Source organism: Glycomyces paridis (genome assembly GCF_004912155.1).
GTDB classification, from domain to species: Bacteria; Actinomycetota; Actinomycetes; order Mycobacteriales; family Micromonosporaceae; genus Glycomyces; species Glycomyces paridis.
This window is the reverse complement of sequence record NZ_STGX01000008.1, coordinates 130,348-154,353: the sequence shown is the minus strand read 5'-3', so window position 1 is coordinate 154,353 and position 24,006 is coordinate 130,348. Positions and strand designations below refer to the sequence as shown.

At 71.3% G+C, this 24,006-nt stretch carries 21 protein-coding genes; 9 read left to right on the top strand and 12 right to left on the bottom strand.

Translation table 11 applies throughout. The features are described 5' to 3' along the window. Window positions 1–225: 225 nt before the first annotated feature. From E9998_RS12440 to E9998_RS12425, 4 genes are all read left to right on the top strand, one after another. Window positions 226–1,983: a BCCT family transporter gene (locus E9998_RS12440; protein ID WP_136530018.1), complete on the top strand. Its 1,758-nt coding sequence runs from the start codon at window positions 226–228 to the stop codon at window positions 1,981–1,983. A 50-nt stretch (window positions 1,984–2,033) separates the two neighbouring features. Continuing rightward, window positions 2,034–2,996 carry a quinone oxidoreductase family protein gene (locus E9998_RS12435; protein ID WP_136530017.1) on the top strand — a complete coding sequence of 321 codons (963 nt, stop codon included), beginning with the start codon at window positions 2,034–2,036 and terminating at the stop codon, window positions 2,994–2,996. A gap of 90 nt (window positions 2,997–3,086) precedes the next feature. Further along, window positions 3,087–4,061: a hypothetical protein gene (locus E9998_RS12430; RefSeq protein WP_136530016.1), complete on the top strand. Its 975-nt coding sequence runs from the start codon at window positions 3,087–3,089 to the stop codon at window positions 4,059–4,061. Window positions 4,062–4,169: 108 nt separating this feature from the next. Then, window positions 4,170–5,102, top strand: a complete 933-nt coding sequence (locus tag E9998_RS12425; RefSeq protein ID WP_136530015.1) for an NADP-dependent oxidoreductase — start codon at window positions 4,170–4,172, stop codon at window positions 5,100–5,102. A 248-nt stretch (window positions 5,103–5,350) separates the two neighbouring features. On the opposite strand, the gene E9998_RS12420 is transcribed toward E9998_RS12425, so the two are convergent. From E9998_RS12420 to hisF, 3 genes are all read right to left on the bottom strand, one after another. Next, window positions 5,351–7,153, bottom strand: coding sequence for an ABC transporter ATP-binding protein (locus E9998_RS12420; RefSeq protein ID WP_136530116.1), 1,803 nt, complete (start codon window positions 7,151–7,153; stop codon window positions 5,351–5,353). 71 nt (window positions 7,154–7,224) lie between these two features. Further along, window positions 7,225–9,063 carry an ABC transporter ATP-binding protein gene (locus tag E9998_RS12415; protein WP_204745410.1) on the bottom strand — a complete coding sequence of 613 codons (1,839 nt, stop codon included), beginning with the start codon at window positions 9,061–9,063 and terminating at the stop codon, window positions 7,225–7,227. Window positions 9,064–9,452: 389 nt separating this feature from the next. Beyond that, window positions 9,453–10,217, bottom strand: coding sequence for an imidazole glycerol phosphate synthase subunit HisF (gene hisF, locus E9998_RS12410; RefSeq protein WP_136530014.1), 765 nt, complete (start codon window positions 10,215–10,217; stop codon window positions 9,453–9,455). A 187-nt stretch (window positions 10,218–10,404) separates the two neighbouring features. Here hisF and E9998_RS12405 point away from each other — a divergent pair, with 187 nt between their 5' ends. Further along, window positions 10,405–10,818, top strand: coding sequence for a hypothetical protein (locus tag E9998_RS12405; RefSeq protein WP_204745409.1), 414 nt, complete (start codon window positions 10,405–10,407; stop codon window positions 10,816–10,818). Between the two features lie 19 nt (window positions 10,819–10,837). Next, window positions 10,838–11,596 carry a TetR/AcrR family transcriptional regulator gene (locus E9998_RS12400; RefSeq protein ID WP_136530013.1) on the top strand — a complete coding sequence of 253 codons (759 nt, stop codon included), beginning with the start codon at window positions 10,838–10,840 and terminating at the stop codon, window positions 11,594–11,596. 60 nt (window positions 11,597–11,656) lie between these two features. Here the strand turns inward: E9998_RS12400 and E9998_RS12395 are convergent, their stop codons facing one another. The 6 genes from E9998_RS12395 to E9998_RS12370 all read right to left on the bottom strand — a co-directional run bounded on the left by E9998_RS12395 (window position 11,657) and on the right by E9998_RS12370 (window position 16,763). Next, a complete protein-coding gene (locus E9998_RS12395) occupies window positions 11,657–12,067 on the bottom strand; it encodes an SCO5389 family protein (protein WP_136530012.1) in 411 nt (136 codons plus the stop codon). 151 nt (window positions 12,068–12,218) lie between these two features. After that, the gene (locus E9998_RS12390) at window positions 12,219–13,187 is read right to left on the bottom strand and encodes an ATP-binding protein (RefSeq protein WP_136530011.1); all 969 of its coding nucleotides are present in this window, start codon (window positions 13,185–13,187) and stop codon (window positions 12,219–12,221) included. A gap of 158 nt (window positions 13,188–13,345) precedes the next feature. Beyond that, window positions 13,346–14,242 carry an amino acid ABC transporter permease gene (locus tag E9998_RS12385; RefSeq protein ID WP_136530010.1) on the bottom strand — a complete coding sequence of 299 codons (897 nt, stop codon included), beginning with the start codon at window positions 14,240–14,242 and terminating at the stop codon, window positions 13,346–13,348. Window positions 14,243–14,255: 13 nt separating this feature from the next. Continuing rightward, entirely contained in the window at window positions 14,256–14,912 is a 657-nt protein-coding gene (locus E9998_RS12380) for an amino acid ABC transporter permease (protein WP_136530009.1), read from the bottom strand. A gap of 73 nt (window positions 14,913–14,985) precedes the next feature. Further along, window positions 14,986–15,933: a glutamate ABC transporter substrate-binding protein gene (locus E9998_RS12375; protein WP_136530008.1), complete on the bottom strand. Its 948-nt coding sequence runs from the start codon at window positions 15,931–15,933 to the stop codon at window positions 14,986–14,988. A 77-nt stretch (window positions 15,934–16,010) separates the two neighbouring features. Then, the gene (locus E9998_RS12370; protein WP_275669509.1) at window positions 16,011–16,763 is read right to left on the bottom strand and encodes an amino acid ABC transporter ATP-binding protein; all 753 of its coding nucleotides are present in this window, start codon (window positions 16,761–16,763) and stop codon (window positions 16,011–16,013) included. A 296-nt stretch (window positions 16,764–17,059) separates the two neighbouring features. Here E9998_RS12370 and lipB point away from each other — a divergent pair, with 296 nt between their 5' ends. After that, the gene (gene lipB / locus E9998_RS12365) at window positions 17,060–17,710 is read left to right on the top strand and encodes a lipoyl(octanoyl) transferase LipB (RefSeq protein WP_420842433.1); all 651 of its coding nucleotides are present in this window, start codon (window positions 17,060–17,062) and stop codon (window positions 17,708–17,710) included. Between the two features lie 55 nt (window positions 17,711–17,765). Here the strand turns inward: lipB and E9998_RS12360 are convergent, their stop codons facing one another. Both E9998_RS12360 and E9998_RS12355 read right to left on the bottom strand, forming a co-directional pair. Continuing rightward, complete coding sequence (locus E9998_RS12360) at window positions 17,766–19,148, bottom strand: alpha/beta hydrolase (RefSeq protein WP_136530006.1); 1,383 nt, start codon at window positions 19,146–19,148, stop codon at window positions 17,766–17,768. A gap of 373 nt (window positions 19,149–19,521) precedes the next feature. Next, window positions 19,522–20,313, bottom strand: coding sequence for an ABC transporter ATP-binding protein (locus E9998_RS12355; RefSeq protein WP_136530005.1), 792 nt, complete (start codon window positions 20,311–20,313; stop codon window positions 19,522–19,524). Between the two features lie 217 nt (window positions 20,314–20,530). On the opposite strand from E9998_RS12355, the gene E9998_RS12350 reads away from it, so the two are divergent. Continuing rightward, a complete protein-coding gene (locus E9998_RS12350; protein WP_136530004.1) occupies window positions 20,531–21,583 on the top strand; it encodes an ABC transporter ATP-binding protein in 1,053 nt (350 codons plus the stop codon). Then, window positions 21,580–22,596, top strand: a complete 1,017-nt coding sequence (locus E9998_RS12345) for an ABC transporter permease subunit (RefSeq protein WP_136530003.1) — start codon at window positions 21,580–21,582, stop codon at window positions 22,594–22,596. The genes E9998_RS12350 and E9998_RS12345 overlap by 4 nt, the downstream gene beginning before the upstream one ends. A gap of 49 nt (window positions 22,597–22,645) precedes the next feature. On the opposite strand, the gene E9998_RS12340 is transcribed toward E9998_RS12345, so the two are convergent. Beyond that, window positions 22,646–23,815 (bottom strand): ROK family transcriptional regulator, encoded by a 1,170-nt coding sequence (locus E9998_RS12340; protein WP_136530002.1) that lies wholly within the window; start codon window positions 23,813–23,815, stop codon window positions 22,646–22,648. Between the last annotated feature and the right edge of the window lie 191 nt (window positions 23,816–24,006).

The following is a 24,006-nucleotide window of genomic DNA, read 5'->3' as shown; positions in this document are numbered from 1 at the left end:
CCGGGCCGTGACTCCTGACCGAGCGGCCGGACCGCACCCTCAAACCGCGGCGCTGCGCCGCGCGGTGCGCTGACGCGGAGCGGTTCGGCCGAGCGTTCCGGCCGCGCTGTTCAAGCGCACGGTCCGGCCGCACTGTCCGGCCGCTCTGTCCAAAACTGGCAGGTGGCGACCGTTTCGTCACCTATGGTGGCTGGAGCGCCACTGCCGAGGAACGGAGCCCGCCCGATGGCAACGACCGAGACGCCCGCCGAACCGGAGCCCGAGCACGTCGGCAGCGTGCCGGAGATCCCGCCGATCGAGGACGAGGAGCGGCAGGCGACGCTGCCGGTGGACCGGCCGGTGTTCTGGATCAGCGCCGTGGTGATCGTGGCGGTGATCGTCGTCGGCGCGGTGTTCCCCGACGAGTTCGAGCGCGGCTCGACGGCGGCCCTGGACTGGGTGATCGCGAACTTCGGGTGGCTGTTCATCATCGCCGGGAACATCTTCCTGGTGCTGGCGGTGTACATCGCGGCGAGCCGGTACGGGAACATCAAGCTGGCGGCCTCGGCCGACGAGGAGCCCGAGTTCTCGACCCTGCCGTGGATCTCGATGATGTTCGCCGCGGGCATGGGCATCGGCCTCATGTTCTACGGCGTGGCCGAGCCGCTCTCGCACTACTTCGACGCGCCGCCGCCGCTCCAGCTGAACCCGGCCTCGCCCTACTACGCCGACCAGCTCCAAGAGGGCGCGCTGGTCTACACGTACTTCCACTGGGGACTGCACCCGTGGGCGATCTACGCGGTCGCGGGCCTGGCGCTGGGCTACTCGACGTTCCGCAAAGGCCGGGGCAACAACATGAGCGACGCGTTCGAGCCGCTGACGGCCGGGAAGCGCTGGGGCCCGGCGACGGGCCGCACGATCGACCTGCTCGCGGTCTTCGCGACGGTCTTCGGGACGGCGGCGAGCCTGGGTCTGGGCGCGCTCCAGGTCGCGGTCGGGCTCAACATCGTGGTGGGCGTGTCCGACTCGAAGCTCTTGGAGGTCATCGTCATCGCGGCTCTGACGGCGGCGTTCGTGGCCTCGGCGTTCTCGGGCGTGCACCGGGGCGTCAAGTGGCTGTCGACGACGAACGTGGTCCTGGCGCTGATCCTGGTGGTCTTCGTGTTCTTCGCGGGCCCGACCCTGTTCATCCTCGACGCCTGGCCGAACGCGGTCGGCGGGTACCTCTCGCAGCTGACGAACCTCTCCAGCGTGACCGGCGCGTTCGGCGGCGCCGACTGGATGGCGGCCTGGACGATCTTCTACTGGGCGTGGTGGCTGTCGTGGGCGCCGTTCGTGGGCACCTTCATCGCGCGGATCTCGCGCGGGCGCACGATCCGCCAGTTCATCGTCGGCGTCCTGCTCATCCCCTCGGCGGCCTCGACGCTGTGGTTCGCGATCCTGGGCGGGACGGCGCTGTGGAAGCAGTCCAACGGGACCGACTACGGCGACTCGCTCGCCAAGGGCGAGGAGTACGCGCTGTTCGCGCTGCTGGACTCGCTGCCGCTGTACGGTCTCCTGTCGGGACTGTCGATGATCCTGGTCGCGATCTACTTCGTGACCGGCGCCGACTCGGCCTCGCTGGTGCTGGGCTCGCTGTCGAGCCGCGGCTCGCTCGCGCCGAAGAAGCCCCTCGTGGTGTTCTGGGGGGTCACGATCGGCGCGGTCGCGGCGGTGCTGCTGCTCTCGGGCGGCCTGGAGGGCCTCAAGAACGCGACGATCATCGTGGCGCTGCCGTTCGTGGTGGTCATGCTCGCGCTGTGCGTGGCCCTCATGAAGGAGCTGACGGCCGACCCGGCCGCGAACCCGCTGCGCCACCACATGCGGCAGAAGGGCTTCCGCGAGGCGATCCGCAAACTCGTGGGCGAGGAGTTCCAGACGCGCGGCGGGCCGAAGAACCCGTGGGGCCGGGGGCGGATGCGCCCGGGCGTGGGCGGCGGGCGCCGGACCGGCGGCGAGGAATAGGGACGGGGACCGCTACATTACGGGGTGAACCTGCGGCGGAAGGAAACCTCATGAAGGCGATCGTGGTCTCGGCGACCGGCGGACCCGGCGTCATGCGGCTGCTGGAGGGCGAGGACCCCGGTCCGCGGCCCGGCCAGATCTCGGTCCGGGTGGCCGCCGCGGGCGTCAACTTCATCGACGTCTACCACCGCACCGGCGCCTACGGGCTGCCGCTGCCGTTCACCCCGGGCCTTGAGGGCGGCGGGTACGTCGCGGCCCTCGGCGAGGGCGTCGAGGGCTTCGCGGTCGGCGACGAGGTCGCCTGGAAGAGCGTCCCCGGGTCCTATGCGGACCTCGTCGTCGGCGACGCCGACGAGTTCGTGCTCGTCCCCGAGAAGGTTGCCGTCGAGACCGCCGCGGCCGTCATGCTCCAGGGGCTCACCGCGCACTACCTGTGCAACACCGTCTACGACGTGCAGGAGGGCGACACCGTCATCGTGCACGCCGCCGCGGGCGGCATGGGTCTGCTGCTGACGCAGATGGTGAAGTACAAGGGCGGCAAGGTCATCGCCACCGTCTCCACCGACGCGAAGGCGGAGCTGGCCCGCCAGAACGGCGCCGACCACGTCATGCGCTACGAGGGCTTCGGCGCGAAGGCCCGCGAGCTCACCGGCGGCGCCGGGGTCGCGGCCGTCTACGACGGCGTCGGCAAGACCACCTTCACCGAGGGCCTCGGCGCGCTGCGCCGCCGCGGCGTCATGGCCCTGTTCGGCCAGGCGAGCGGGCCCGTCCCGCCCGTCGACCCGCAAGACCTCCACAGGGGAGGGTCGCTGATCCTGACGCGCCCGACCCTCGCCGACTTCACCGCCACCCGCGAGGAGTACCTCCAGCGGGCGAACGACGTGTTCCAGATGATCGAGGACGACAACCTCCTCGTGCGCGTCGGCGAGACCTTCCGGCTCGAAGAGGCCCCCGAAGCCCACCAGCTCCTGGAGTCGCGCAAGACCACCGGAAAGCTCCTGCTCATCCCGTAGCAGGGCCCGGGTCCGAAATGCACGGTGCGAGGCGGTGCCGGCCATAGGATGCGGAGGCATTCGCCGCACCGCCGCAGGAGGACTCCGACCGTGAACAGCCACGAGCACCGCCGCACCCTCGCCACGAAAGCCGCCTGCGTCGTCGGCGCCGCCTGCGCGGCGCTGGCGGTCGCCGTCCCCGCGCACGCCCAGGACACCGGATACGGCGCGTGGACGATCGCGGGCACGGGCCGCGACTACACCGGCACCATGACGCTCCCCGGCGGCTTCCCCGCCGCGGACTTCACCTCGGACGGCCGCGCGCCCTCGGGCGTCCAGACCGGCGCCAACACCTGGCTCGGACCGAACACGCCCTTCGGGGAGGTCTACGGGTCCAGCCGCGACCTCGGCTACGCCCTCATCAGGCCCTACGCCGACGCCCCCGGCAACCCCTCGACCACGACCTACACCTTCGCGGCCCCCACGCCCGCGAGCGGGTGGGGCTTCGCGCTGGGCGACATCGACGCCGACACCGTCACCGTCTCGGCCACCGGCGCCGACGGCGAGCCCGTGCCCCCCGCCGCGCTCGGCTACCAAGGGTCCTTCAACTTCTGCGACACCTCGCCCAAGCCCGGCGTGTGCTCGGGCGTGACCGTGTTCCACCAGCCCACCTGGACCGAGGCCACGGCCACGCTCGCGGGCGACGGCAACGACGAGACCGGCGGCACCGGCTGGTTCAGGCCCACCGTCCCGATCACGACCCTCACGTTCACCTTCAGCGCCCTCGCCGGCCTCCCGGTGTACCAGACCTGGTTCGCCACACTCGAAGTCCCCGACCCCGACCCCACCGAGGACCCGACCGAGGAGCCCACGGACGACCCGACCGGCGAGCCGACCGGCGGCCCCGCCACCGGGGAGCCCACCGCCGACGGCACCGCCGCACCGGTCGCGAACGAAGGCCCGGACGGTCCCGCGGGGCCGGGCCTGCCGGTCACCGGCGCGCCGCTGGCCGCCGTCCTCGCCGCCGGGGCCGCCGCCCTCGCGGCGGGCGCCGCCCTGGCGCGCCGCGCACGCCGCAGCGATTAACCGAGACGCCTTGCGCGCCAGCGGATTCGGCGCACCTGCGTCGCGGGTCTACAGTCGTCTGAGGAGGCGGCCGCGACTGCGGCGGGGCACCTGAGGAGAGGAACCGACATGGCGACGATGCGCACCGTCATCCAGCACCGGCTCGGCGGACCCGAGGTCCTGGAGACCGCCGCGACCGAGCGGCCCGAACCCGGGCCCGGCGAGGTCCTCGTGCGGGTGCGCGCCGCCGGGACCAACCCCGTCGACTGGAAGACCCGCGAGCGCGGCTCGATGGACGGCAGCGAGCCGCCGTTCGTCCTCGGCTGGGACCTCTCGGGCACCGTCGCCGCACTCGGCGAGGGCGTCGGCGACTTCGCCGAAGGCGACGAGGTCTACGGGATGCCCCGCTTCCCGCGCTTCGGGGGCGCGTACGCCGAGTACGCCGCCGCGCCCGCAGGCGAACTCGCACCCAAGCCCGCCAGGCTCAGCCACGAGGAGGCCGCGGCCCTGCCGCTCGCCGGGCTCACCGCGCTCCAGGCGCTCGTCGGCGTCGCCGACGTTCGGGCGGGGCAGCGTGTGCTCGTGCACGCCGCGGCCGGCGGCGTCGGCCACCTCGCCGTCCAGATCGCCAAAGCCAAGGGCGCGTATGTGATCGGGACCGCCAGCGCCGAGAAGCACATGTTCTTGAAGGCGGTCGGGGTGGACGAGGCCCTCGACTACCGGTCGGTGGACTTCGCCGAGGTCCTCAGCGGTCTCGACGTCGCCTTCAACACGGTCGGCCCGGACTACGAGGCGCGGTCGGCGGCGGTGCTGCGCGACGGCGGGACACTCGTCTCGCTCATGCGCGGGGAGCTGCCCGAGGCCGAGCGGACGCGGATCACCGCGGAGGCGATGCTCGTCGCGCCGGACGGGGCCGGGATGCGGGCCCTGTCGGCGCTGGTCGAGGACGGAAGCCTGACGCCGGTGGTCGCGCGGGCGCTCCCGCTGGAGCGGGCCGCCGAGGCGCACCGGCTCCTGGAGGTGGGCCGCACGGCCGGGAAGATCGTGCTGACGATCGACTGACCGGAGCGGTCTTCAGGGGCTTCGAGGCGGAGCCCTGGCTGGAGCGTTCGTGCCGACGATCGACTGATCGGTGCGGTTCTCAGGGGCTTGGCGGCACGGTCGAGGCGTTCGCGCCGCGATCGGCTGATCACGGCGGTTCGCGAGGGCTTCTCGGCGGCGACGCGCTTCCGGAGCGAGCGAGCGAGAGAGGCGGCGCCGCGCCGCCTCTCCGCTATCGCCTCTTCACCATCGCCTCTTCCACCACCGCGTCAGTTCGAGCGGGTCTGCTCGACCCAGGAGCCGTGCAGGCCCGCGTAGACCGAGCCGGACTCGGCCGCGAGGACCGCGTGCGGGCCCTGCTGGACCAGTTCGCCCGCGTCGAAGACGAGGACCTCGTCCGAGGTCTCCGCGGTGGACAGGCGGTGGGCGATGATGACGGTGGTGCGCCCGCGGGTCACGGCGTCGAGCGCCGCGGAGAGCCGCAGTTCCGTCGCCGGGTCGACCGCGCTCGTCGCCTCGTCGAGGACGAGCAGGTCGGGGTCGGCCACGTACGCGCGCACCAGCGACACGAGCTGGCGCTCCCCCACCGAGAGGTTCGCGCCGCCCTCGCCCAGCTCGGTGTCGAGCCCGGCGGGGAGCGTGTCGACCCAGTCGGTGAGGCCGAGTTCGGCGAAGGCCACGTAGATCTCGGCCTCCGTCAGGTCCGGGCGCGCGAAGCGGACGTTGCGGGCGAGCGTGCCGTTGAACAGGAAGCCCTCCTGCGGCACCATCGTCACGCGTCCGCGCAGCGACGCGAAGGTCACGTCGGTCAGCGGGACGCCGCCGAGGACCACGTGCCCGGAGGTCGGGTCCATCAGGCGGGTCAGGAGCTTCGCGAACGTGGTCTTGCCCGAGCCGGTCTCGCCGACGACGGCGACCTTCGCGTGCGCGGGGATCTCGACGTCGATGCCGTGCAGCACCTCCGGGCCGCCCGGGTAGGCGAAGCGGACGCCTTCGAAGCGCACGCCGAGCGGGCCGCCGGGCAGGTCGACGCCGTCGGCCGGGTCGGCCACGTCGGGGGCGGTGTCGATGATGTCGAGCACCCGCCGCCAGCCCGAGACGGCGTTCTGCGCCTCGTTGAGCGTCTCGGTGCCGATCACGATCGGCTGCGTGAACAGCACGACGAGGAACAGGAACGCGGTCAGCGCGCCCACGGTCATCGAGCCGTCGGCGACCAGGAACGCGCCGAGCACCACGACGATCGCGTTGACGCCCAGGTAGACGAGTTCTCCGGCGCCGAAGGAGAACGCCGAGCGGCTGATCGCGCGGGTCTGGTCGCGGCGGTGCTCGTCGATCGAGGCGTCCAGGCGTTCGCTCGTGCGCGAGCCGACCCCGTAGGCGCGGACCGTGCCCGCGCCCACGACCGACTCGGCGACGGCCGAGAGCATCCGCGAGACGCTGCCGCGCACCTGCGTGTAGGCCGAGGCCAGGTGCCCTTGGAGCCATTTGATCAGCCAGGTCACCGGGATGAACACGATCCACACCGCGATCGCCAGCTGCCAGGAGTACACCGCCATGACGACCGTGGCGACGATGATCTGCGCCGTGGAGGTCACCAGGACCATGCCGCCCTGCTGGAGGAACTGGCTCACCTGGTCGATGTCGGTCGTCACCCGCGCCGTCAGGGACCCGCGCCGCTCCGACTGCTGGTGGAGCATCGAGAGGTCGTGGATGTGCCGGAACGTCCTGCGCCGCAGCGAGGCCAGTGCGTGCTCGGAGACGACGAACAGGCGCCGGTTCATGAGGTAGTTCGCGCCGGTGGTGAGCACGAGGACGGCCACGCCGATCGCGGCCACCGCGATCACGTAGGCGAGGTCGGGGCCGCCGTCGCCTAGGAGCCCCTTGTCGAGGATCTGCTGCGCGCCGATGGGCACGACGAGGCGGCCCAGGGCGGTGACGGCCGCGAGGAACACCGTGAAGCCGAGGCCCCGGCGCAGCTCCGGGGAGAGCTGGAGGCCGCGCTTGACCGTCTGCCAGGGGCCGGGCTGCTCGTGCTCGGACGGTGCGGGTTGGGACGGTGCCGGTTCAGACAGTGCCGATTCCGTTTGGGCCGCTTCCGGTTCGGCGTTCGTCTTCGCGGGTCGGGTGGTGTCGCGCTGATCGCTCACGCCGCGTTCTCCTCGTCGAATTCGCGCTCGGCCTCGGCCCGCTCGTAGGCGGTGACGAGTTCGGCGTAGGGGCGGTGGGTTTCGAGCAGCCCGACATGGGTGCCCTGGGCGGTGATGCGGCCGTTCTCGAGGAACACGACCCGGTCGGCGAGCGCGATGGTGGCGCGCCGGTAGGCGACGACGAGGACGCTCGCGGACTCCGAGGAGCCCTTGAGCCCCGCAAGGATCTGCGACTCGACCTTCGGGTCGACGGCGCTCGTCGCGTCGTCGAGGACGAGGAGCCGCGGGCGCCCGGCCAGGGCGCGGGCAAGGGTGAGGCGCTGGCGCTGGCCGCCGGAGAGGGTGGTGCCGCGCTCGCCGACCTCGGTGTCGAGTCCCTTGTCGAGGGAGGCGGTGAACTTCTCGGCGCCGGCGGCGACGAGGGCGTCCCAGACGCGGTCGTCGTCGACGCCGGGGCGGTCGAGGGAGATGTTGGCGCGCACGGTGTCGTCGAAGACGAAGGGGATCTGCTGGACGAGCGCGGCGCTGCGGGCGAGGGAGGCGTGGGTGAGGTCGCGCAGGTCCTCGCCGTCGAGGCGGAGGGCGCCGCCGCTGGGGTCGATGAGGCGGGCGGCCAGGTGGGCGAGGGTGGACTTGCCGGAGCCGGTGGCGCCGACGAGGGCGACGGTGGTGCCGGGCTCGACGGTGAAGGTGACCTCGGCGAGAGCCTCGTGGCCGTCGGGGTAGGCGTAGGCGACGCGGTCGAAGGCGAGGGTCGCCGGAGCGGGGGTCTCGGGGAGTTCCTTGTCGCCGTAGGCCATGTCGCCGGTGGCGGCGAGGACGTGGTCGACGCGCTCGCGGCCGACGACGGAACCGGGGAGGTCGCCGAGGACCCAGCCGATGGCGCGGACGGGGAAGGCGAGGACGGAGAACATGAAGGAGACGGTGACGAGCTGGCCGAGGTCGATCGCGCCGGCTTCGAAGCGGGCGAGGCCGACGAGGAGCGCGACGAGGACGCCGAGCTCGGGGAGTCCGGCGATGGCGGGTTCGAAGGCGGCGCGGAGGCGGCCCACGCCGATCATGGCGTCCCGCAGTTCGTCGGCGGAGGCGCTGAAGCGCTCGGTCTCGGCGGCTTCGCGTCCCATGGCCTTGACGACGAGGGCGCCGTCGAAGGACTCGTGGCCGACCGCGGAGACCTCGGCGCGCAGTTCCTGGGCGCGCTTGGCGCGGGGGGCCATCTTGGTGGCGAAGATCGCGTTGAGCGCGAACAGGGCCGGGAACATGCCGAGAGCGACCAGGGCGATGGCCCAGTCGATGGAGAAGAACGCGATCATCGCGATGGCGACCATGAAGATGGTGCCGCAGGCGAAGGGCAGCGGGGCGAGGGGGCGGGTGGCGGCCTCGACGTCGGCGTTCGCGTTGGACAGGAGGGTGCCGGTGGGGTGCTTCTGGTGCCAGGAGACGGGGAGCGCGAGGTAGCGGCGAGTGATGCGGCGGCGCCAGTGGGCCTGGACGCCGAACATCATGACGCCCGCGCCGATGCGGCGCGCGCACATCGAGGAGAAGCGGATGATCGAGGTGCCCAGGAGCGCGGCCACGCCGAGGAGGACGGTGCCGAGGGCGACCTCGCCGTTCTCGTAGGCGGGCACGGCGATCCCGGCGACGACCCAGCCGACGATGTACGAGAGGAACAGGGTCATGGCGGTGTTGACCATCGCCCCGAGCGCGCCGACGGCGAAGGGGCGGGGTTCGAGGCGGATCATGTCGCCGATGTTGCGCAGTCCCCTGCGGAGGATGCGGGTGTCGGTGGAGGGTGCCTCTGCGGTCGTCGCGGCGTCGCCGGTGGGCAGCGTCATCAGGTCTCCGGTCGGGTGGGTGGCGCCAGGCGGGTTCCTAGCCGGTCGGCAAGCAACCGCTAGCAATGATGCCTCGGACCCCCGACAGACGACAACCGCATTCCCGATCGCCGCGGCACCGGACCCGGAGGGCCGCATCGCGCTGGCCGAAGGTGCAACGGCGAGAGGAGCGCGGGCATTCCCCGGCGCCGCGGTTCCTCCCGGGGCGCTGGGACCGTGGGTCTCAGGGAATGCTCAATAGTGAACGCGGCGTTCGGCTTCTACCATCCCTAGCCCCCACCCACCCAGAGGGGAAACCGTAGCGCCCAGGTTCGCGCGCGGGTACGACAAAACCGCGCCCCGCGGCGCCCGAGTCACCCGATCGGGTGCGACCCGGTCTGAAGCGCGCTTCAGCGGACGGGGTGGCCCGCCGCGGTCAGTTCGTGCTTGACCTCGCTGATCGCGACGTCGCCGAAGTGGAAGATCGAGGCGGCGAGGACCGCGTCGGCGCCCGCGTCCACCGCGGGCGGGAAGTGCGCGGCGGCGCCCGCGCCGCCGGAGGCGATGAGCGGGACGTTCACGACCGCTCGCACGGCGGCGATGAGGTCGAGGTCGAAGCCCTGGCGCATCCCGTCGGAGTCGATCGAGTTGAGCAGGATCTCCCCCGCCCCGAGCTCGGCCGCCCGCGCGCACCATTCGACCGCGTCGAGGCCGGTCGGGCGCTTCTGCCCGCCGTGGGTGGTGACCTCCCAGCCCGAGGCGGTGTCGCGCCCGGCGGCCACGTCGGCGGAGAGCACGAGCACCTGGTTCCCGAACCGCTCGGCGATGTCGGCGATGACCTCGGGCCGGGCGATGGCGGCGGTGTTGATGCCGACCTTGTCGGCCCCGGCGCGCAGCAGCCGGTCCACGTCCTCGGGCGTCCGCACGCCCCCGCCGACGGTGAGCGGGATGAACACCTGCTCCGCGGTGCGCGCGACCACGTCGTACATGGTGGCCCGGTCGCCCGAGGAGGCGCTCACGTCGAGGAACGTCAGCTCGTCGGCCCCGGCCGCGTCATAGGCGGCGGCCAGTTCGACGGGGTCGCCGGCGTCGCGCAGGTTCTCGAAGTTGACGCCCTTGACGACCCGCCCGGCATCCACGTCCAGGCAGGGGATCACACGCACCGCAACAGTCACGCGGCCAGCCTACAGGCCGCCGGTCGCCGCGCACGCCTTCGTTTCGCGCTCTGAGAAACCGCCGGGGCTGTGTCGTGCGCGATACTTCGCCGCGAGGACTTGAACATGTTCAAGACGATGGGATAGCTTGAAGCAGGAGTTGAACATGTTCAACTCATTGAGCCCCCGCAGAGAACGGAGCACTGTCATGGACTTGGCAGTCGTCGGTTACATCGCCTACCTCCTGGTCGCGATCCCGCTCACCGTCTGGGTCGCCCGGACCCTCGGTGCCAACGGGTTCCACTTCATCAAGGACGTCTTCGCCGGAGACGAGCAGCTCGCGCAAGCGGTCAACAAACTGCTCCAGGTCGGCTTCTACCTCCTCAACTTCGGGTTCGTGGCGCTGTGGCTGCGCACCACCGCCCCGATCGCCGACGCCCGGGGCGTGTTCGAGACCGTCGCGGTCAAGATCGGCGCCGTGCTCCTGGTGCTGGGGGTCCTCCACGTCCTCAACGTCATCGTGCTCAACGGCTTCCGCAAGCGGGGCCACGTGGACGCCCGCGCCCTCGCCACGCTCGAACCGCCCCGTCCCCCGCAGCGGCCGCAGGCGTACGGGGCCTGACCCAAGTAGGATCGCCTGCGTGAGCGCATCTGCTTCGAGACCACCGGATCCAGAAGGCGGCGCCGCTCAGGGCGGCGCCGCCGAAGACGCCTCCGCGTCCGCCCGCCCCTCGTCGAAGGGCGAGCGGACGCGGCAGCGCATCATCGACACCGCCCTCGACATGTTCGCCGAACGCGGCTACGACAAGACGACGATGCGGGCGATCGCGGCCGAGGCCGGAGTGTCGGTCGGCAACGCCTACTACTACTTCAAGTCCAAGGAGCACCTGATCCAGGGCTTCTACGAGCAGGCCACGACCCGCCACGCCGAACTGACGCCGGAACTGCTCGCCGGCAAGGAGACGCTCGCCGAGCGGATCGAGGCGGCGCTGCTGGCCTGGCTCGACATCGCCGGGCCCTACCACGCCTTCGCGGGCCAGTTCTTCCGCAACGCGGCCGACCCGTCCAGCCCGCTGAGCCCGTTCTCGGAGGACTCGACCGCGAGCCGCGACCGGGACATCGCGCTCTACCGGGAGGTCCTGGAGGGCTCGAAGACCAAGGTGCCCAAGGACATGGCAGACATCCTGCCCGAGATGCTGTGGCTGCACCAGATGGTCGTGGTCCTGTACTGGGTCTACGACGCCTCGCCCGACCAGGAGAAGTCACGCGAGCTCGCTCGGCGCACCGCGCCGCTGGCCGCCCGCGTGGTGGCCCTGTCGCGGCTGAAGATACTGCGGCCCCTGGTGAAGCAGGGCGAGGAACTGGTGCGGGACTTCCTCATCACGCGCCGACCGGCCTGAACGCGCCGAAGGCCGGCGGGACCGCCCGGTCCCGCCGGCCTTCGCGTGCGGAGGCCCGGCTCAGCAGTCGCGCAGTTCCGGCGACTGGTTGAGCAGCTGCCCGCGCGGCGAGATGAACTTGCGGTAGGTGTCCGAGTCGACCTCGGAGACCGGGAACGCCGCGATCCGGTGGCAGTTCTGGAAGGCGAGCTTGACGCCGTAGTGGCGTTCGAGGGCGCCGCGCATCGAGTCGGAGGCGAGCACCCGCAGCAGCTGCCCGCGCGACTGCTCGTCCGGCGGCGGCGTGGTGTTGTCGGCGAACTGCGTCGAGCCGCTCGACGAGACGACCCCGTTCTTCAGGTCGTTCACGACTTTCGCGATGAGCTCCCAGGCGAACGGCAGCGACTGCTTGACGCAGTCGATGAAGTCGGCGTCGCCGACCTCCCCGGTTTCGGCCTTGGCGAGCAGGTCTTCAGAGACGTCAAGGGACATGCGTACTCCTCTCGGTTCGAATCGGTTCATTGTGCTCGGTCCGGTCACCGTCCGCTGTCGGGTAGTCGACGCAGACGGGTCCCGTTGGGCGGTGCCGGGTCCGGGGCGGGCGCGCACGGCGCTGGGCGCGCCCGTCCCGGATGCGGACGGCTCAGACGGCCGGGGCGCGGAGCAGGTGCTCCCCCAGGACGTAGCCGGGCACGATCTGGTCGGCCAGGTCGACGCCCGCGCGGTCGTTCCCCCAGGCGCGGGCGGCCCTGCGGTGGAACTCGTGGGCCTGGCGGGTGAACTTGGGCCAGTCCTTGCCGCCGGCGACGGCCCGCCTGCGGGCGGCGTCGACCACGGCGAGGTTCTCGGGTTCGAGGTCGGCGACGGGGCCCACCGCGCCCCGCTCGGCGGCCTTGACGTACTTGGAGCGGGTGCACCAGCCCAGGAGTGCGTCGCCGACGTGCTCGCGCAGGAAGGCCACGTCGTCCTCGTCGTCGATCTTGTTGCCGATCACGGCGATGTCGACGTCGTAGTCCTCGGCGTAGCCGAGGTACTGCTTGTAGACGCCGACGCTGCGCAGGGTCGGCTCGCACACCAGGAAGGTGTGGTCGAAGCGGGTGAACATCCCGGAGGCGAACGCCTCGGCGCCCGCGACCATGTCGACCACGACGAACTCGTCGGGCCCGTCCACGAGGTGGTTGAGGAGGAGCTCGACGGCGCCCACTTTGGAGTGGTAGCAGGAGACGCCGAGGTCGTCGTCCACGAAGCCGCCGGTGGCCGCGAAGCGGATGCCCTCGTGGAGGGTGAAGAGTCGGTCGAGGACGGGGTTGGACTCGCCGACGGTGAGCAGGCGCGAGCCGGGCCCGGGCGGCGTGGTCTTGAGCATGAGGTCGGCCGAGGGGATGAGGGGGTTGTCGCCCCGCAGGTACTCCTTGATGTCCCCCAGGTGCTCGCCGAGGACGGGGCCCATGGCGGCGGCCTCGGCGTCGAGGCCGAGCGCGGCCGCGAAGTGCTGGTTGATGTCGGCGTCCACGGCCATGACCGGATGCCCGAGTGCCGCTGCGCGCCTGGCGAACAGCGAGGCCATCGTGGTCTTGCCCGAGCCGCCCTTGCCGACGAAGGCGAGTTTCATCGCGTCGTTCCCCCACCAATTGAAAATGGTTGTTGATTTCAAAAGGAGGGTAGCAGGGCCCGGTCGCGACGGTCCCTCATACCCGAAGGGCCGCATGGCCGGGAACGACGCAGAGGGGCCCCGCCGCGATGCGGCGGGGCCCCTCTGCGGAGGCGAGGTCAGTCCGCGACGGCGGAGGCCTCGATCTGCTTGACGCGGGCCAGCGGCGCCGCGGTCTTCTTGCGCAGGCGCCGCTCCGCGAGGACCACCAGCTTCGACAGGGCGTAGGCCAGTACGAAGTAGATCGCCGCGGCGATGATGAGCGCCTGGAGATAGGAGTTGCCGTAGTCGCTGCCGATGATGTCGGCCGAGTGCAGCAGCTCGGGGTAGGTGATCACGTAGCCCAGCGAGGTGTCCTTGAGGAGGATCACCAGCTGCGCCAGCACCGCCGGGAGCATGTTCCGCAGCACCTGCGGGAGCACCACCAGGCGCTGGACCTGCCCGTGGCGCAGGCCGATCGCGTGCCCGGCCATCGCCTGGCCCGACGGCAGCGCCGCCACGCCCGCGCGGAGGATCTCGGCGAGGACGGCGCCGTTGTAGACGCCCAGGCCCACCACCAGGAACGTCAGGCGGCGCGCCTCCCCCGACCAGCCGAGCGTCCCGGTCGTGAAGCCGAAGTGGCCGTCGATGGTGAAGGAGATCCAGATGAGGAGCACCAGCGGCAGCGAGCGGAAGAACTGCACGTAACCGGTGGAGACCCAGCGGGTCAGCCCGAACTGGGAGATCCGGCCGAACCCGAAGATCACACCGAGGAACAGCGCCAGGACCGAGCCGAGCGCGAACGCCTGGAGTGTGGCGATGATCGAAGGGACCCAGGTGTTCTCGACGACGAGCGCGTCCAGCGGGTTGATCCAGCGGGAGGCCTCGAAGAAGTTCTGCCCGGCGAGCCCGACGGCGGCCAGCGCGAGCAGGCCCACGATGACCAACGCGGAGATGACGGAGGCGATGTTGGCGTTGCGTCGGCCCTTGGGACCGAGCGCGTCGAACAGGACCGTGGTCTCGCCTTGTCTGCTCATGACTCGGCCCCTTTCATCGGACGAACGCGGTGCGCTTCTCAGCGATCCGCACGAGGTAGCTGAAGACGAGGGCGATCAGCAGGTAGCCGACGGTGACGCCGATGATGACGCCCCACAGGTCGTACCTGCTCTCGGTGTCCTCGATGAGGCGGCGCGACCTGGCGGTCAGTTCCGCCACGCCGATCGCCGAGACGAGCGCGCTGTTCTTGACCAGCGCGATCAGGAGCGAGCCCAGCGGGGGGATGACCACGCGGATCGACTGCGGCAGGATCACCGAGCCGAGCGACTGCCCGAAGGTCAGCCCGAGCGAGCGGGCGGCCTCGGCCTGGCCCAGGGGGATCGAGTTGATGCCCGAGCGCAGGGTCTCGCCGACGAGGGCGCCGGTGTACATGCCGAGGCCGACGAGGGCCCAGACCCAGTTGTCGGCCCTGATCCCGATGGCCGGCAGGCCGAAGAACATGATGATCAGGATCGCCAGGAGCGGCACGTTGCGGAACAGCTGCGTGTAGGCGTTGGCGGCCCAGCGGGCCGGAGGGGCGGGGCTGACGTGCATGACCAGAAGGACCATGCCGATGGCGAGGGCGATGACGAAACTGGCGAGGGTGACCCACACCGTGGTCCACATGCCTTCGAGCAGGGCCTCGGACATCGAATCGAAGTTGTCGAACAAGCGGACTCCTCCATTTGGCGGGCGGCGGCGGCCGGGCGATCGGCCGCCGCCGCCCTACCGAACGGTCGCGGGTCTAGTAGCGGTTCGGGACCGGGAGCTCGGCCGGGGTCGGCATGCCCGCGGCGCCGAAGGTCAGGTCGAAGGCCTTCTGCCAGTCGCCGTTGGCGGTGATCTCGTCGATCATGGTGTTGATGAACTCGCGCGCGTCGGTCTCGCCGAGCTTCATGCCGACGCCGTAGGGCTCGTCGGTGAAGATGTTGGCGGAGTCGAGGACGCGGAACGCGTCGGGCTTGTCGACGGTGAAGCCGTAGAGGATGGTCTCGTCGGTGCTGACCGCGTCGGTCTGGCCGTTCTCGAGGGCCTGCGCGCAGGCGCCGTAGTCGACCAGCGGCGTGATCTTCGCCTCGGGGTTCTCCTTCTCCAGGTTCCCGATCGAGCCGGAGCCCTCGGCGATGCAGACGTCCTTGCCGGCGAGGTCGGCCACCGAGTTGATGTCGGTGTTGTCGGCCGCGACCATGACGTTCTGGCCGGTGTTGAAGTACGGGCCGCCGAACTCGAACTGGGTCAGGCGCTCGGGGTACATCGAGTAGGAGGCGATGACCATGTCGACGGTGCCGTCGTTGATGTACGTCTCGCGGTTCTGCGAGGTGGTCTCGACGAACTTGAGGTTGGCGTCGTCGCCCTCCTCGTCGACGGTGCCGAAGATGTACTGCGCGATGAGGCGGCCCATCTCGGCGTCGAAGCCCTCGATCTTGCCGGTCGCGGTGTCCTTCTGGCCGATGAGCGGCTGGTCGAACTTGGAGCCGACGACGAGGACGCCGCGCTCCTTGATGTCCGAGATGAGGCCCGCGGGAAGCTCGGCGGCGGCTTCGAGGGAGTAGGCGCCGACCGACTCCTGAAGCTCGTCGTCCTTCTCCTGCTCCTGGCTTGCCTCGCCGGAGCAGGCGGCCAGGGACATGGCCACGGCGGCGACGGCCGCGATCGCGGCCTTGCGGGCCGCGCCCTTCTTGAGAGTGCGCATAGCTGTTTCCTTTCCTTATGGGCGAACAGTCGTATGGGGCGAACGGTGCGGTGGTCTTCTGGTTCAGGGCGTCATGCTCAGTGGGACATGACCTTGGAGAGGAAGTCCTGGGCCCGGGCGGTCTTCGGGTCGTCGAAGAACTCGTCGGGCGGGGCGATCTCGACGATCTGGCCGTCGGCCATGAACACGACCCGGTTGGCCGCGCGGCGGGCGAAGCCCATCTCGTGGGTGACCACGACCATCGTCATGCCCTCGCGGGCGAGGTCCTGCATGACGTCGAGGACCTCGTTGATCATCTCGGGGTCGAGCGCGGAGGTCGGCTCGTCGAACATCATGAGCTTGGGGTCCATCGCCAGGCCGCGGGCGATGGCCACGCGCTGCTGCTGGCCGCCGGAGAGCTGCGCGGGGTAGGCGTCGGCCTTGTCGGCGAGGCCGACGCGCTCCAGGAGCTGGCGGGCGCGCTCGTTGGCCTGCGCGCGGGGGGTGCGGCGCACCTTGATCGGGCCCAGGGTGATGTTCTGGAGGACCGTCAGGTGGGCGAAGAGGTTGAAGTGCTGGAAGACCATGCCGACGTCGGCGCGCAGGTTGGCGAGCGCGCGGCCCTCCGCGGGGAGGGGGCTGCCGTTGACGGTGATCGAACCGGAGTCGACGATCTCGAGGCGGTTGATGGTCCGGCACAGCGTGGACTTGCCGGAGCCGGACGGTCCGATGAGGACCACGACCTCGCCGTCGTCCACGGACAGTTCGATGTCCTTGAGCGCGTGCAGCTCCCCGAAGTGCTTGTTGACCCCGGAGATGGTGACCATCGGAGCCTTCGGCGTTGATTCCATTCGTATCCCTGTGGTCGTGTGCAACCCTCGACTGGCGCGGGGCGAGCGGATTGGGCTTTAAGTACCCTAGGCATAGTAGTGTGACAGCTCACGCCCGGTCACTGGGGCGCTGGAGGGCCGCAACTAGTCTGCAATTAAGTAACGGCACCATAAAGAACGACCCGCCCATAACGGGTACGACTCCTCCCCGGAACACGGGTGACGCGCGCGGCGTCCGGTGGCCGCGGAGGGCCCGGCGGGATTAGTGTCGAGGCATGACTGCGCCAGTGGAATCCGCGGACACCGCGGCAGGGAGCATCACCGTCCCGGTCGACGGGATAACGGTCGAGCGGCGGGGCCTGGTGGACTACCAGGAGGCCTGGGACTACCAGAAGGAGCTCCAGCAGCGCCGGATCGACGACGAGATCGGCGACACCGTGCTGCTGCTCCAGCATCCGAGCGTGTACACCGCGGGGCGGCGCACCGAGACGTGGGCGCTGCCGCAGGACGGCACGCCGGTCGTCACGGTCGACCGGGGCGGTCAGATCACCTGGCACGGGCCCGGCCAGATCGTCGGCTACCCGATCATCAAGCTGCGCAAGAAGACCGACATCGTCGGCTATGTGCGGCGCGTCGAGGACGCGATCGCGGCGGTGTGCCACGAGTTCGGGGTGACCTCGGCGCGCGGGCGGATGCACGACCGCACCGGCGTGTGGCTCCCCGCCGACGACCGGGGGCCCGAGCGCAAGATCTGCGCGATCGGGGTGCGGGTGCGGTGGGCGACGACCATGCACGGCTTCGCGCTCAACTGCAACCCCGACATGTCGTACTGGGAGCGGATCGCGCCGTGCGCGATCACCGACGCCGACGTGACGAGCCTGTCGCGCGAGCTCGGCCGGGAGGTCACCGTCGAGGAGGCCCTGCCGGTGGTCGAGAAGCACCTGGGCCTGCTGCTCGAACGCGACTAGCGGGTCTCAGAGGATTTCGCGGGTCCGGCCGGTGACGGCCGGGCCCTTCCGCGTCTCACGCGCAGGGCGCGTAGGCCTCGGGCTGCTCGTCGGCGAGGCCGGGGGCCTCGTTGAGGAGGACCTTGAGGATGTTGTTCCACGCGTCGGACTCGGGGTAGAAGATCTCCGAGTGCGAGTGGACGCCTTCGACGGTCTTGCCGGAGAGGCCCTGTTCGGCGAGGCTGAGCCCGTAGTCGTCGACGGCGCCGGGCGCGTCGGAGAGCTTCCCGGTGGCGAGGTTCTGCACCCCGGGGAAGTCGTCGGGGTCGGCGCCGTGGCCCAGGAGCGGCACGTACGGCATCCCCTGGACGTAGGAGATCGGGTCGCCCGGCGCGGTGATCGAGTAGCGCGGTCGGCATGGCTCGGTGTAGTCCTCGGGGCTGTAGACCTCGTTGCCCATCCCGGCCGAGGCGATGTGGAGGATCTGGTCGGCCTCGACCTCGTGGGTCTCGGCGTAGCCGATGACCGCGCCGCCGTAGGAGTGGCCCGCGAGCGTCAGCGGGGTGTCCTCGCCGATCTGGTTGCGCAGGTCGAAGGTGAAGGACGCGAGGCTCTCGGCGGCGACCTGCGACCAGGACGCCCAGGACTCCTCGACCCAGCCCGAGGGCCAGGAGGCGGCGGCCCACACGACGATCGCGAGCTCGCCGTCGGCGGCGTCGACGAACGACTTCGCGCGGTTGTAGTACAGCTCGAAGTTCTCGCTGGAGAGCACGGCGGACCCGCCGGGGACGAGGACGGCGACGTTCTCGGCGGTGTGGAGGTCGCCCACGACCTCGATCCAGGAGCCGTCCCCGGCGTTGTTGTACGGGTCGAGGTAGAGGAACTGGCGGTCGGTGCCGATGAGCGCGGTGAGCTCTGCGCGGGCGGGCCGCTCGGCGTCGGCGGTCCAGGGCCGCTCAGGGCTCGCGTAGGCGGTGGAGGCCGCGGTGGTCGCTTCGAGGACGAGGCGGTTCGCGGCGATGCGCGCGTCGAAGGGCGCGCCGGGCAGCTCGGCGACGACCGACGGGTAGAGCACGGCGAGCCACGCGGTCGGCTCGGCGCCGAGGTCGGTGAAGAACGCGTTGACCTCGACGGGGTCGAGGTCGCCTTCCGCGGACTGGAGCGAGGCGAGCGCGGCGCCGAGTTCGCCGGTGTCGGCGCTGGGCTCGGCGGCGGCGAGCGCGGCCGCGGTGGCGGGGTCGGCGGCGGCCGCTTCGAGCGCGGTCGCGGGGTCGGCGCCGGAGACGGGCGCGCCGTCGCGGATAGCGGCGAGCTCCGCGGTGGGGTCGGCGGTGAGCGCGGGCACGTCTTGGAGCTGCTCGGCCTCGGCACCGCCGATGCGAGTGATGCCGGCGAGGTACACGAGCGCCAATGCGCCGACGGCCGTCAGGACCGTCGCGCGCCACCACCGGAATCTCACCGGCCCAGCCTAACCGAGCCGCCCCGCACCCGACGACCGCTGCACCTGTGAGCACAGCCTCCGACCGGTGAGAACGAGGGCAGGGGCCGAGCCTTAGGGAGCCGTCTCACGGGCCCCCGATCCGAGGGTGACGCGCGGGTACGACAAGCCGTGCCGATGCGGGCCCGCGGCCCGGATTCGGGCGGTTTTCGGGCAGGGGCCGAGCCGTCGGGCTTCGTGTCGCGGTCCCCCGGTGCAAACCCTGACGCGGGGGTACGACGATCCGGGCCGATGCGGGACCGGGCGTGATGCGGTTCACGCCGTGCGGTCGCCGGGCGACGGTCGGGCGGGCCACCAGACCAGGCGGCGGTCGCCGCGACCGAGCGGTGGTCGTTCAGGCGGCGGTGGCGGTGAAGCGGCTGCCGTTGGCGGTGAGGGTGAGGGGGAGACCGAAGGCTTTGGAGAGGGTCTCGGAGGTGAGGGCCTCGGCGATCGGGCCGGCGGCGATGACGCCGCCTGCGGAGAGGACGAGGGCGTGGGTGAAGCCCGGGGGGATCTCCTCGACGTGGTGGGTGACGAGGACGAGCGCGGGGGCGGCGGCGTCGCGGGCGAGGCCGGCGAGGGTCGCGACGAGGGCTTCGCGGGCGCCGAGGTCGAGGCCGGCGGCGGGCTCGTCGAGGAGGAGGAGCTCGGGGTCGGTCATGAGCGCGCGGGCGATGAGGACGCGCTTGCGCTCGCCTTCGGAGAGCGTGCCGAACAGGCGGTCGGCGAGCTGGGCGACGCCGAGCCAGCGCAGGAGCGAGGCGGCGCGCTCGTCGTCCTGCGGGTCGTACTCCTCGCGCCAGCGGCCCATGCGGCCCCAGGCGGCGGTGCGCACGACGTCGAAGGCCTTCTCGTCGTTGGGGATCGAATCGGCGACGGCGGTGGTGGAGAGGCCGATGCGGGGGCGCAGCTCGAACACGTCGATGCGGCCGAGGCGTTCGCCGAGGATCTCGACCACGCCGGAGGTGGGGTGGTTGCGGGCGGCCGCTAGGTTGAGCAGCGTCGTCTTGCCCGCGCCGTTGGGGCCGAGGATGACCCAGCGCTGGTCGGCGTCGACGTGCCAGTCGACGCCGTCGAGGAGCTGGTTGCCGCCGCGACGCACGGTGACGCCGGACAGGTCGAGGACGCGTTCAGACTGAGCCACGGGTCAATGAAACCACGGGCCCGCGACATTCGGACGAGGGCGGCCCGGGCGACGGAAGGTAGGACACACGAACGCGCCGTCCGGCGGCCCGCCCGCCGACCGGAGCAACGCAACGGCCGCCCGCGGCGTCTGAACAGTGGGTTCGGAGCGCAGCCGGCGCCGATGCCCGCGCGGACGGGGCGACCCCGTCCGCTTCCTGCGATCCTGGATTGAGCACATGCCCCCCATCATCGAGATATCGGGGCTGCGGAAGACCTATTCGAGGGCCTTCCGGCAGCCGCACCACGCATTGGACGGCCTCGACCTGGAGGTCGCCGAAGGCCAGGTGCACGGTTTCCTGGGCCCGAACGGCTCGGGCAAGACCACGACGCTGCGGGCCCTGCTGGGCCTCATCCGCGTCGACGGCGGCACCATGCGGATCTTCGGCCAGACGGTGCCGCGGCAGCGGCCGCAGGTCGTCGGCCGGATCGGCGCGGTCGTGGAGTCCCCGCAGTTCTTCAAGCACCATTCGGGGCGCCTGACGCTCCAGCTGCTCGCCGAGAGCGCCGGGGTCCCCAAGGCGCGGGTCGAGGAGGTCCTGGAGCAGGTGGGCCTGCGCGACGCCGCGAAGGGCGCCGTCCGCGGCTACTCGCTGGGGATGCGCCAGCGCCTCGCGGTCGCGCAGGCGCTGCTGAAGCAGCCGCGCCTGCTGATCCTGGACGAGCCGGCGAACGGGTTGGACCCGGCCGGCATCCACCACATGCGCGAGCTCCTCCAGTGGCTGGCGCATTCGCAGGGCGTGACCGTGGTGGTCAGTTCGCACCTGCTCTCCGAGGTGCAGCAGTTGTGCGACGCGATGACGATCGTCTCGCGGGGCCGCCGGATCGTGGACGGGAAGGTCGCGGACATCATCGCGGGCCATTCGGGCACGAGCCTGAGCGTCCGCTTCCCGGACGCGGCTTCGCTGCCGGAGGCCGTGGAGGCGCTCACGACGGCGGACGCGACGGTGACGGCCGCGGTCGACCGCGAGCGCCTGGTGGTGCAGGGCGCGCCGGAGGCGGCGTGGGTCACGCGGACGCTGGCGGACGCGGGCATCTACCTGTCGGAGTTGACGACCGAGACGAAGAACCTGGAAATGGTGTTCCTGGAGTTGACGGGGACGGCGCCGGTGCCCGGCGAGACCGTCCAGATCGGCGGTTCGGTGGTGCCGCCCGCGGCGGCGCCGGTGGGCGCCCCCGCCCCGGTGGCGGTCGAGGCCGGGTCCGGCGAGGCGGAAGGTGCGGAGCGGTGAACCTGTTCAAAGCGGAATTGCGGCGCATCCTGCGCCGTCGCCTGTCGCTGATCTTCGGGATCGTGGCGGTCGCGGGACTGCTGGTCCTGTGCACGCTGGTGTGGTTCAACTCCAGCACGGGCCCCACGGAGTCCGATCTGGCCGAGGCGCAGGCGCAGGCCGACGAGCTCAACCGCCAGTACGAGGATTGCCTGGCGGACGAGGAGTTCTTCGAGTCCGACGAGTGGCTCTGGGTGACCGACGACCCGATGTCGGAGGACATGTCGCACACGGAACTGTGCGACATGTACATCGGGAACCAGCAGTTCACGGCCGCGGACTTCCTGTGGGTGTACACCTTCGACTTCTCCGAGGAGGGCGTGTTCATGCTCATCGGGGTCGCGATCGTGGCGGGCCTGATCATGATGATGCTGTCCTCTTCGGCGATCGGCGCCGAGTGGTCGAGCGGCGGCATGTCGAACCTGCTGGTGTGGCATCCGAACCGGATGCGCGTGTGGGGCTCGAAGCTCGCGGCGGCGTCGCTGGTGTGCGCGGCGTCGGTGGTGGGCCTGCTGGCTGTGGGCTTCGGCCTGCTGTACCTGACGGCGTCGGTGCGCGGCGAGGTCGGGACGCTCGACGGCCCCTGGTGGGACGAGAACCTCGCGGTCCTGGGTCGCACGGCGGTGCTGACGCTGGGCATGACGGTGCTGGGCGCTTCGCTGGCGATGCTGGGGCGGCACACGGCGATCGCGGGCGGCGTCATCGCCGGTTACCTGGTCGTGGGCGACCTGCTGGTGCAGATCGCGGGCGGCGCGCTGAAGGTCCCGTTCCCCGACCGGCTCTCGCTGTACACGTGGGTGATGGCGTGGATCAACGGGAAGATCGAACTGTACGACTGGTCGGCGACGACGTCGAGTTCGATGCCGGACATCATGGTGATCACCTCGTCTGAGGCGGGGCTGCTGCTCGGCGGGGTGGTGCTGCTGTTCGCGGTGCTGGCGACCTGGTCGTTCCAGCGCCGGGACGTGGCCTGATCCGAGTCGCAGAACGCCGCCACCGCTTCGGCGGTGGCGGCGTTTCGCGTCAGTCGAAGAGGCTTTCGCGCACGCCGTCGAGGGCGTGGAGGATGGCGCCGCGCATGACCGGTTCGTCGACGACGGCGCCGGCGACGACGCTGGGGTTGACGGGGGCGAGCTGGGCGGTCTGGGCGGCGACGCGCCCGGCGAGTTCGAGGCCGCCGGCGTAGCCGACGGGGCCGCCGAGGACGACGACGGTGGGGTCGAGGAGGACGCAGACGGCGACGATGCCGAGGGCGATGCCGCGCGCGATCTCTTCGAGGCAGGCCGTGCCGTCGGGGCCGGCGGCGATCGCGGCGGCGACGACGTCTTCGGGTTCGGCGCCTTCGACGCCGTGTTTGGCGCCGATGTCGATGACGGCGTCGCCGCCGATGACGCGCTGGTAGGAGCCTTTGGAGAGGCGGGTGACGACGCCGCCGGTGGGCAGGTCGCCGCCGGGGACGGGCAGGAAGCCGATCTCACCGGCGGCGCCGCTGGCGCCGCGGTGGAGGCGTCCGCCGAGGATGACGCCGAGGCCGAGACCGCCGCCGAACCAGGCGTACACGAAGTCGGAGGCGCCGCCGGCGCCGCCGGAGCGCTGTTCGGCGATGGTGGCGAGGTTGACGTCGTTCTCGATGGCGACGGTGGGCGCGAACTCCTGGTTGAGGGCGGTGCGCAGGCCGCGGTGCCAGGCGGGGAGGTTCCAGGAGAAGCCGATCTCGCCGCTGGCGGGGTCGATGACGCCGGGAGTGCCGAGCACGATGCGGGACACTTTGGACATCTCGATGCCCGCGTCGGCGACGGCGTCGGCGACGACGCGGCGGACGACGGCGACGGGGTCGGTGGAGCCTTCCACGTCGATCTCGGCGCGGCCGACGATGCGGCCGGTGAAGTCGGCGCAGGCGCCTTTGGTGGTCACGGGCCCGACTTCGACGCCGACGACGTAGGTGAAGGTCGGGACGGCCGCGTACAGGGAGGCGTTGGGGCCGCGCCCGCCGGACTTGGAGCCGACGACCTCGACCAGGCCGCGCCCTTGGAGGCGCTCCATCATCTGGGAGGCGGTCACCTTGGACATCGAGGTGCGCTCGGCGAGCTGCGCGCGGGTCTGGGGGCCGTCCTCAAGCAGGAGCTTCAGCGCGGCCTGGTCGTTGAGGACGCGCAGCAGCTTGGGCACCCCGGGGGTATGGCTCTTCGGCATTGGCTCTTCCTTCTCCTCCGAGCACACATTATCCACGGGCCCGCGAGGCGAACGCTTCCACCGGCGATCGAGGCCGGCGCAGGCGTGCGGGAAGGCCCGCGGAGGAAGCGGCGGAGGACGCCTGCGAGCCGGTCGCCGGGCACAGCGGGGCGGGGCGGTCCTGCGACCGCCCCGCCCTTCACGTCGTACAC

Bases quoted from the DNA above. Each gene is read 5' to 3' on its own strand.
- E9998_RS12385 (WP_136530010.1), bottom strand. From the start codon at position 14,242: ATGAGCAGACAAGGCGAGACCACGGTCCTGTTCGACGCGCTCGGTCCC.
- E9998_RS12390 (WP_136530011.1), bottom strand. From the start codon at position 13,187: ATGAAACTCGCCTTCGTCGGCAAGGGCGGCTCGGGCAAGACCACGATG.
- E9998_RS12370 (WP_275669509.1), bottom strand. From the start codon at position 16,763: ATGGAATCAACGCCGAAGGCTCCGATGGTCACCATCTCCGGGGTCAAC.
- E9998_RS12425 (WP_136530015.1), top strand. From the start codon at position 4,170: ATGGCGACGATGCGCACCGTCATCCAGCACCGGCTCGGCGGACCCGAG.
- E9998_RS12440 (WP_136530018.1), top strand. From the start codon at position 226: ATGGCAACGACCGAGACGCCCGCCGAACCGGAGCCCGAGCACGTCGGC.
- E9998_RS12350 (WP_136530004.1), top strand. From the start codon at position 20,531: ATGCCCCCCATCATCGAGATATCGGGGCTGCGGAAGACCTATTCGAGG.
- E9998_RS12340 (WP_136530002.1), bottom strand. From the start codon at position 23,815: ATGCCGAAGAGCCATACCCCCGGGGTGCCCAAGCTGCTGCGCGTCCTC.
- E9998_RS12435 (WP_136530017.1), top strand. From the start codon at position 2,034: ATGAAGGCGATCGTGGTCTCGGCGACCGGCGGACCCGGCGTCATGCGG.
- E9998_RS12405 (WP_204745409.1), top strand. From the start codon at position 10,405: ATGGACTTGGCAGTCGTCGGTTACATCGCCTACCTCCTGGTCGCGATC.
- E9998_RS12415 (WP_204745410.1), bottom strand. From the start codon at position 9,063: ATGACGCTGCCCACCGGCGACGCCGCGACGACCGCAGAGGCACCCTCC.
- E9998_RS12395 (WP_136530012.1), bottom strand. From the start codon at position 12,067: ATGTCCCTTGACGTCTCTGAAGACCTGCTCGCCAAGGCCGAAACCGGG.
- E9998_RS12375 (WP_136530008.1), bottom strand. From the start codon at position 15,933: ATGCGCACTCTCAAGAAGGGCGCGGCCCGCAAGGCCGCGATCGCGGCC.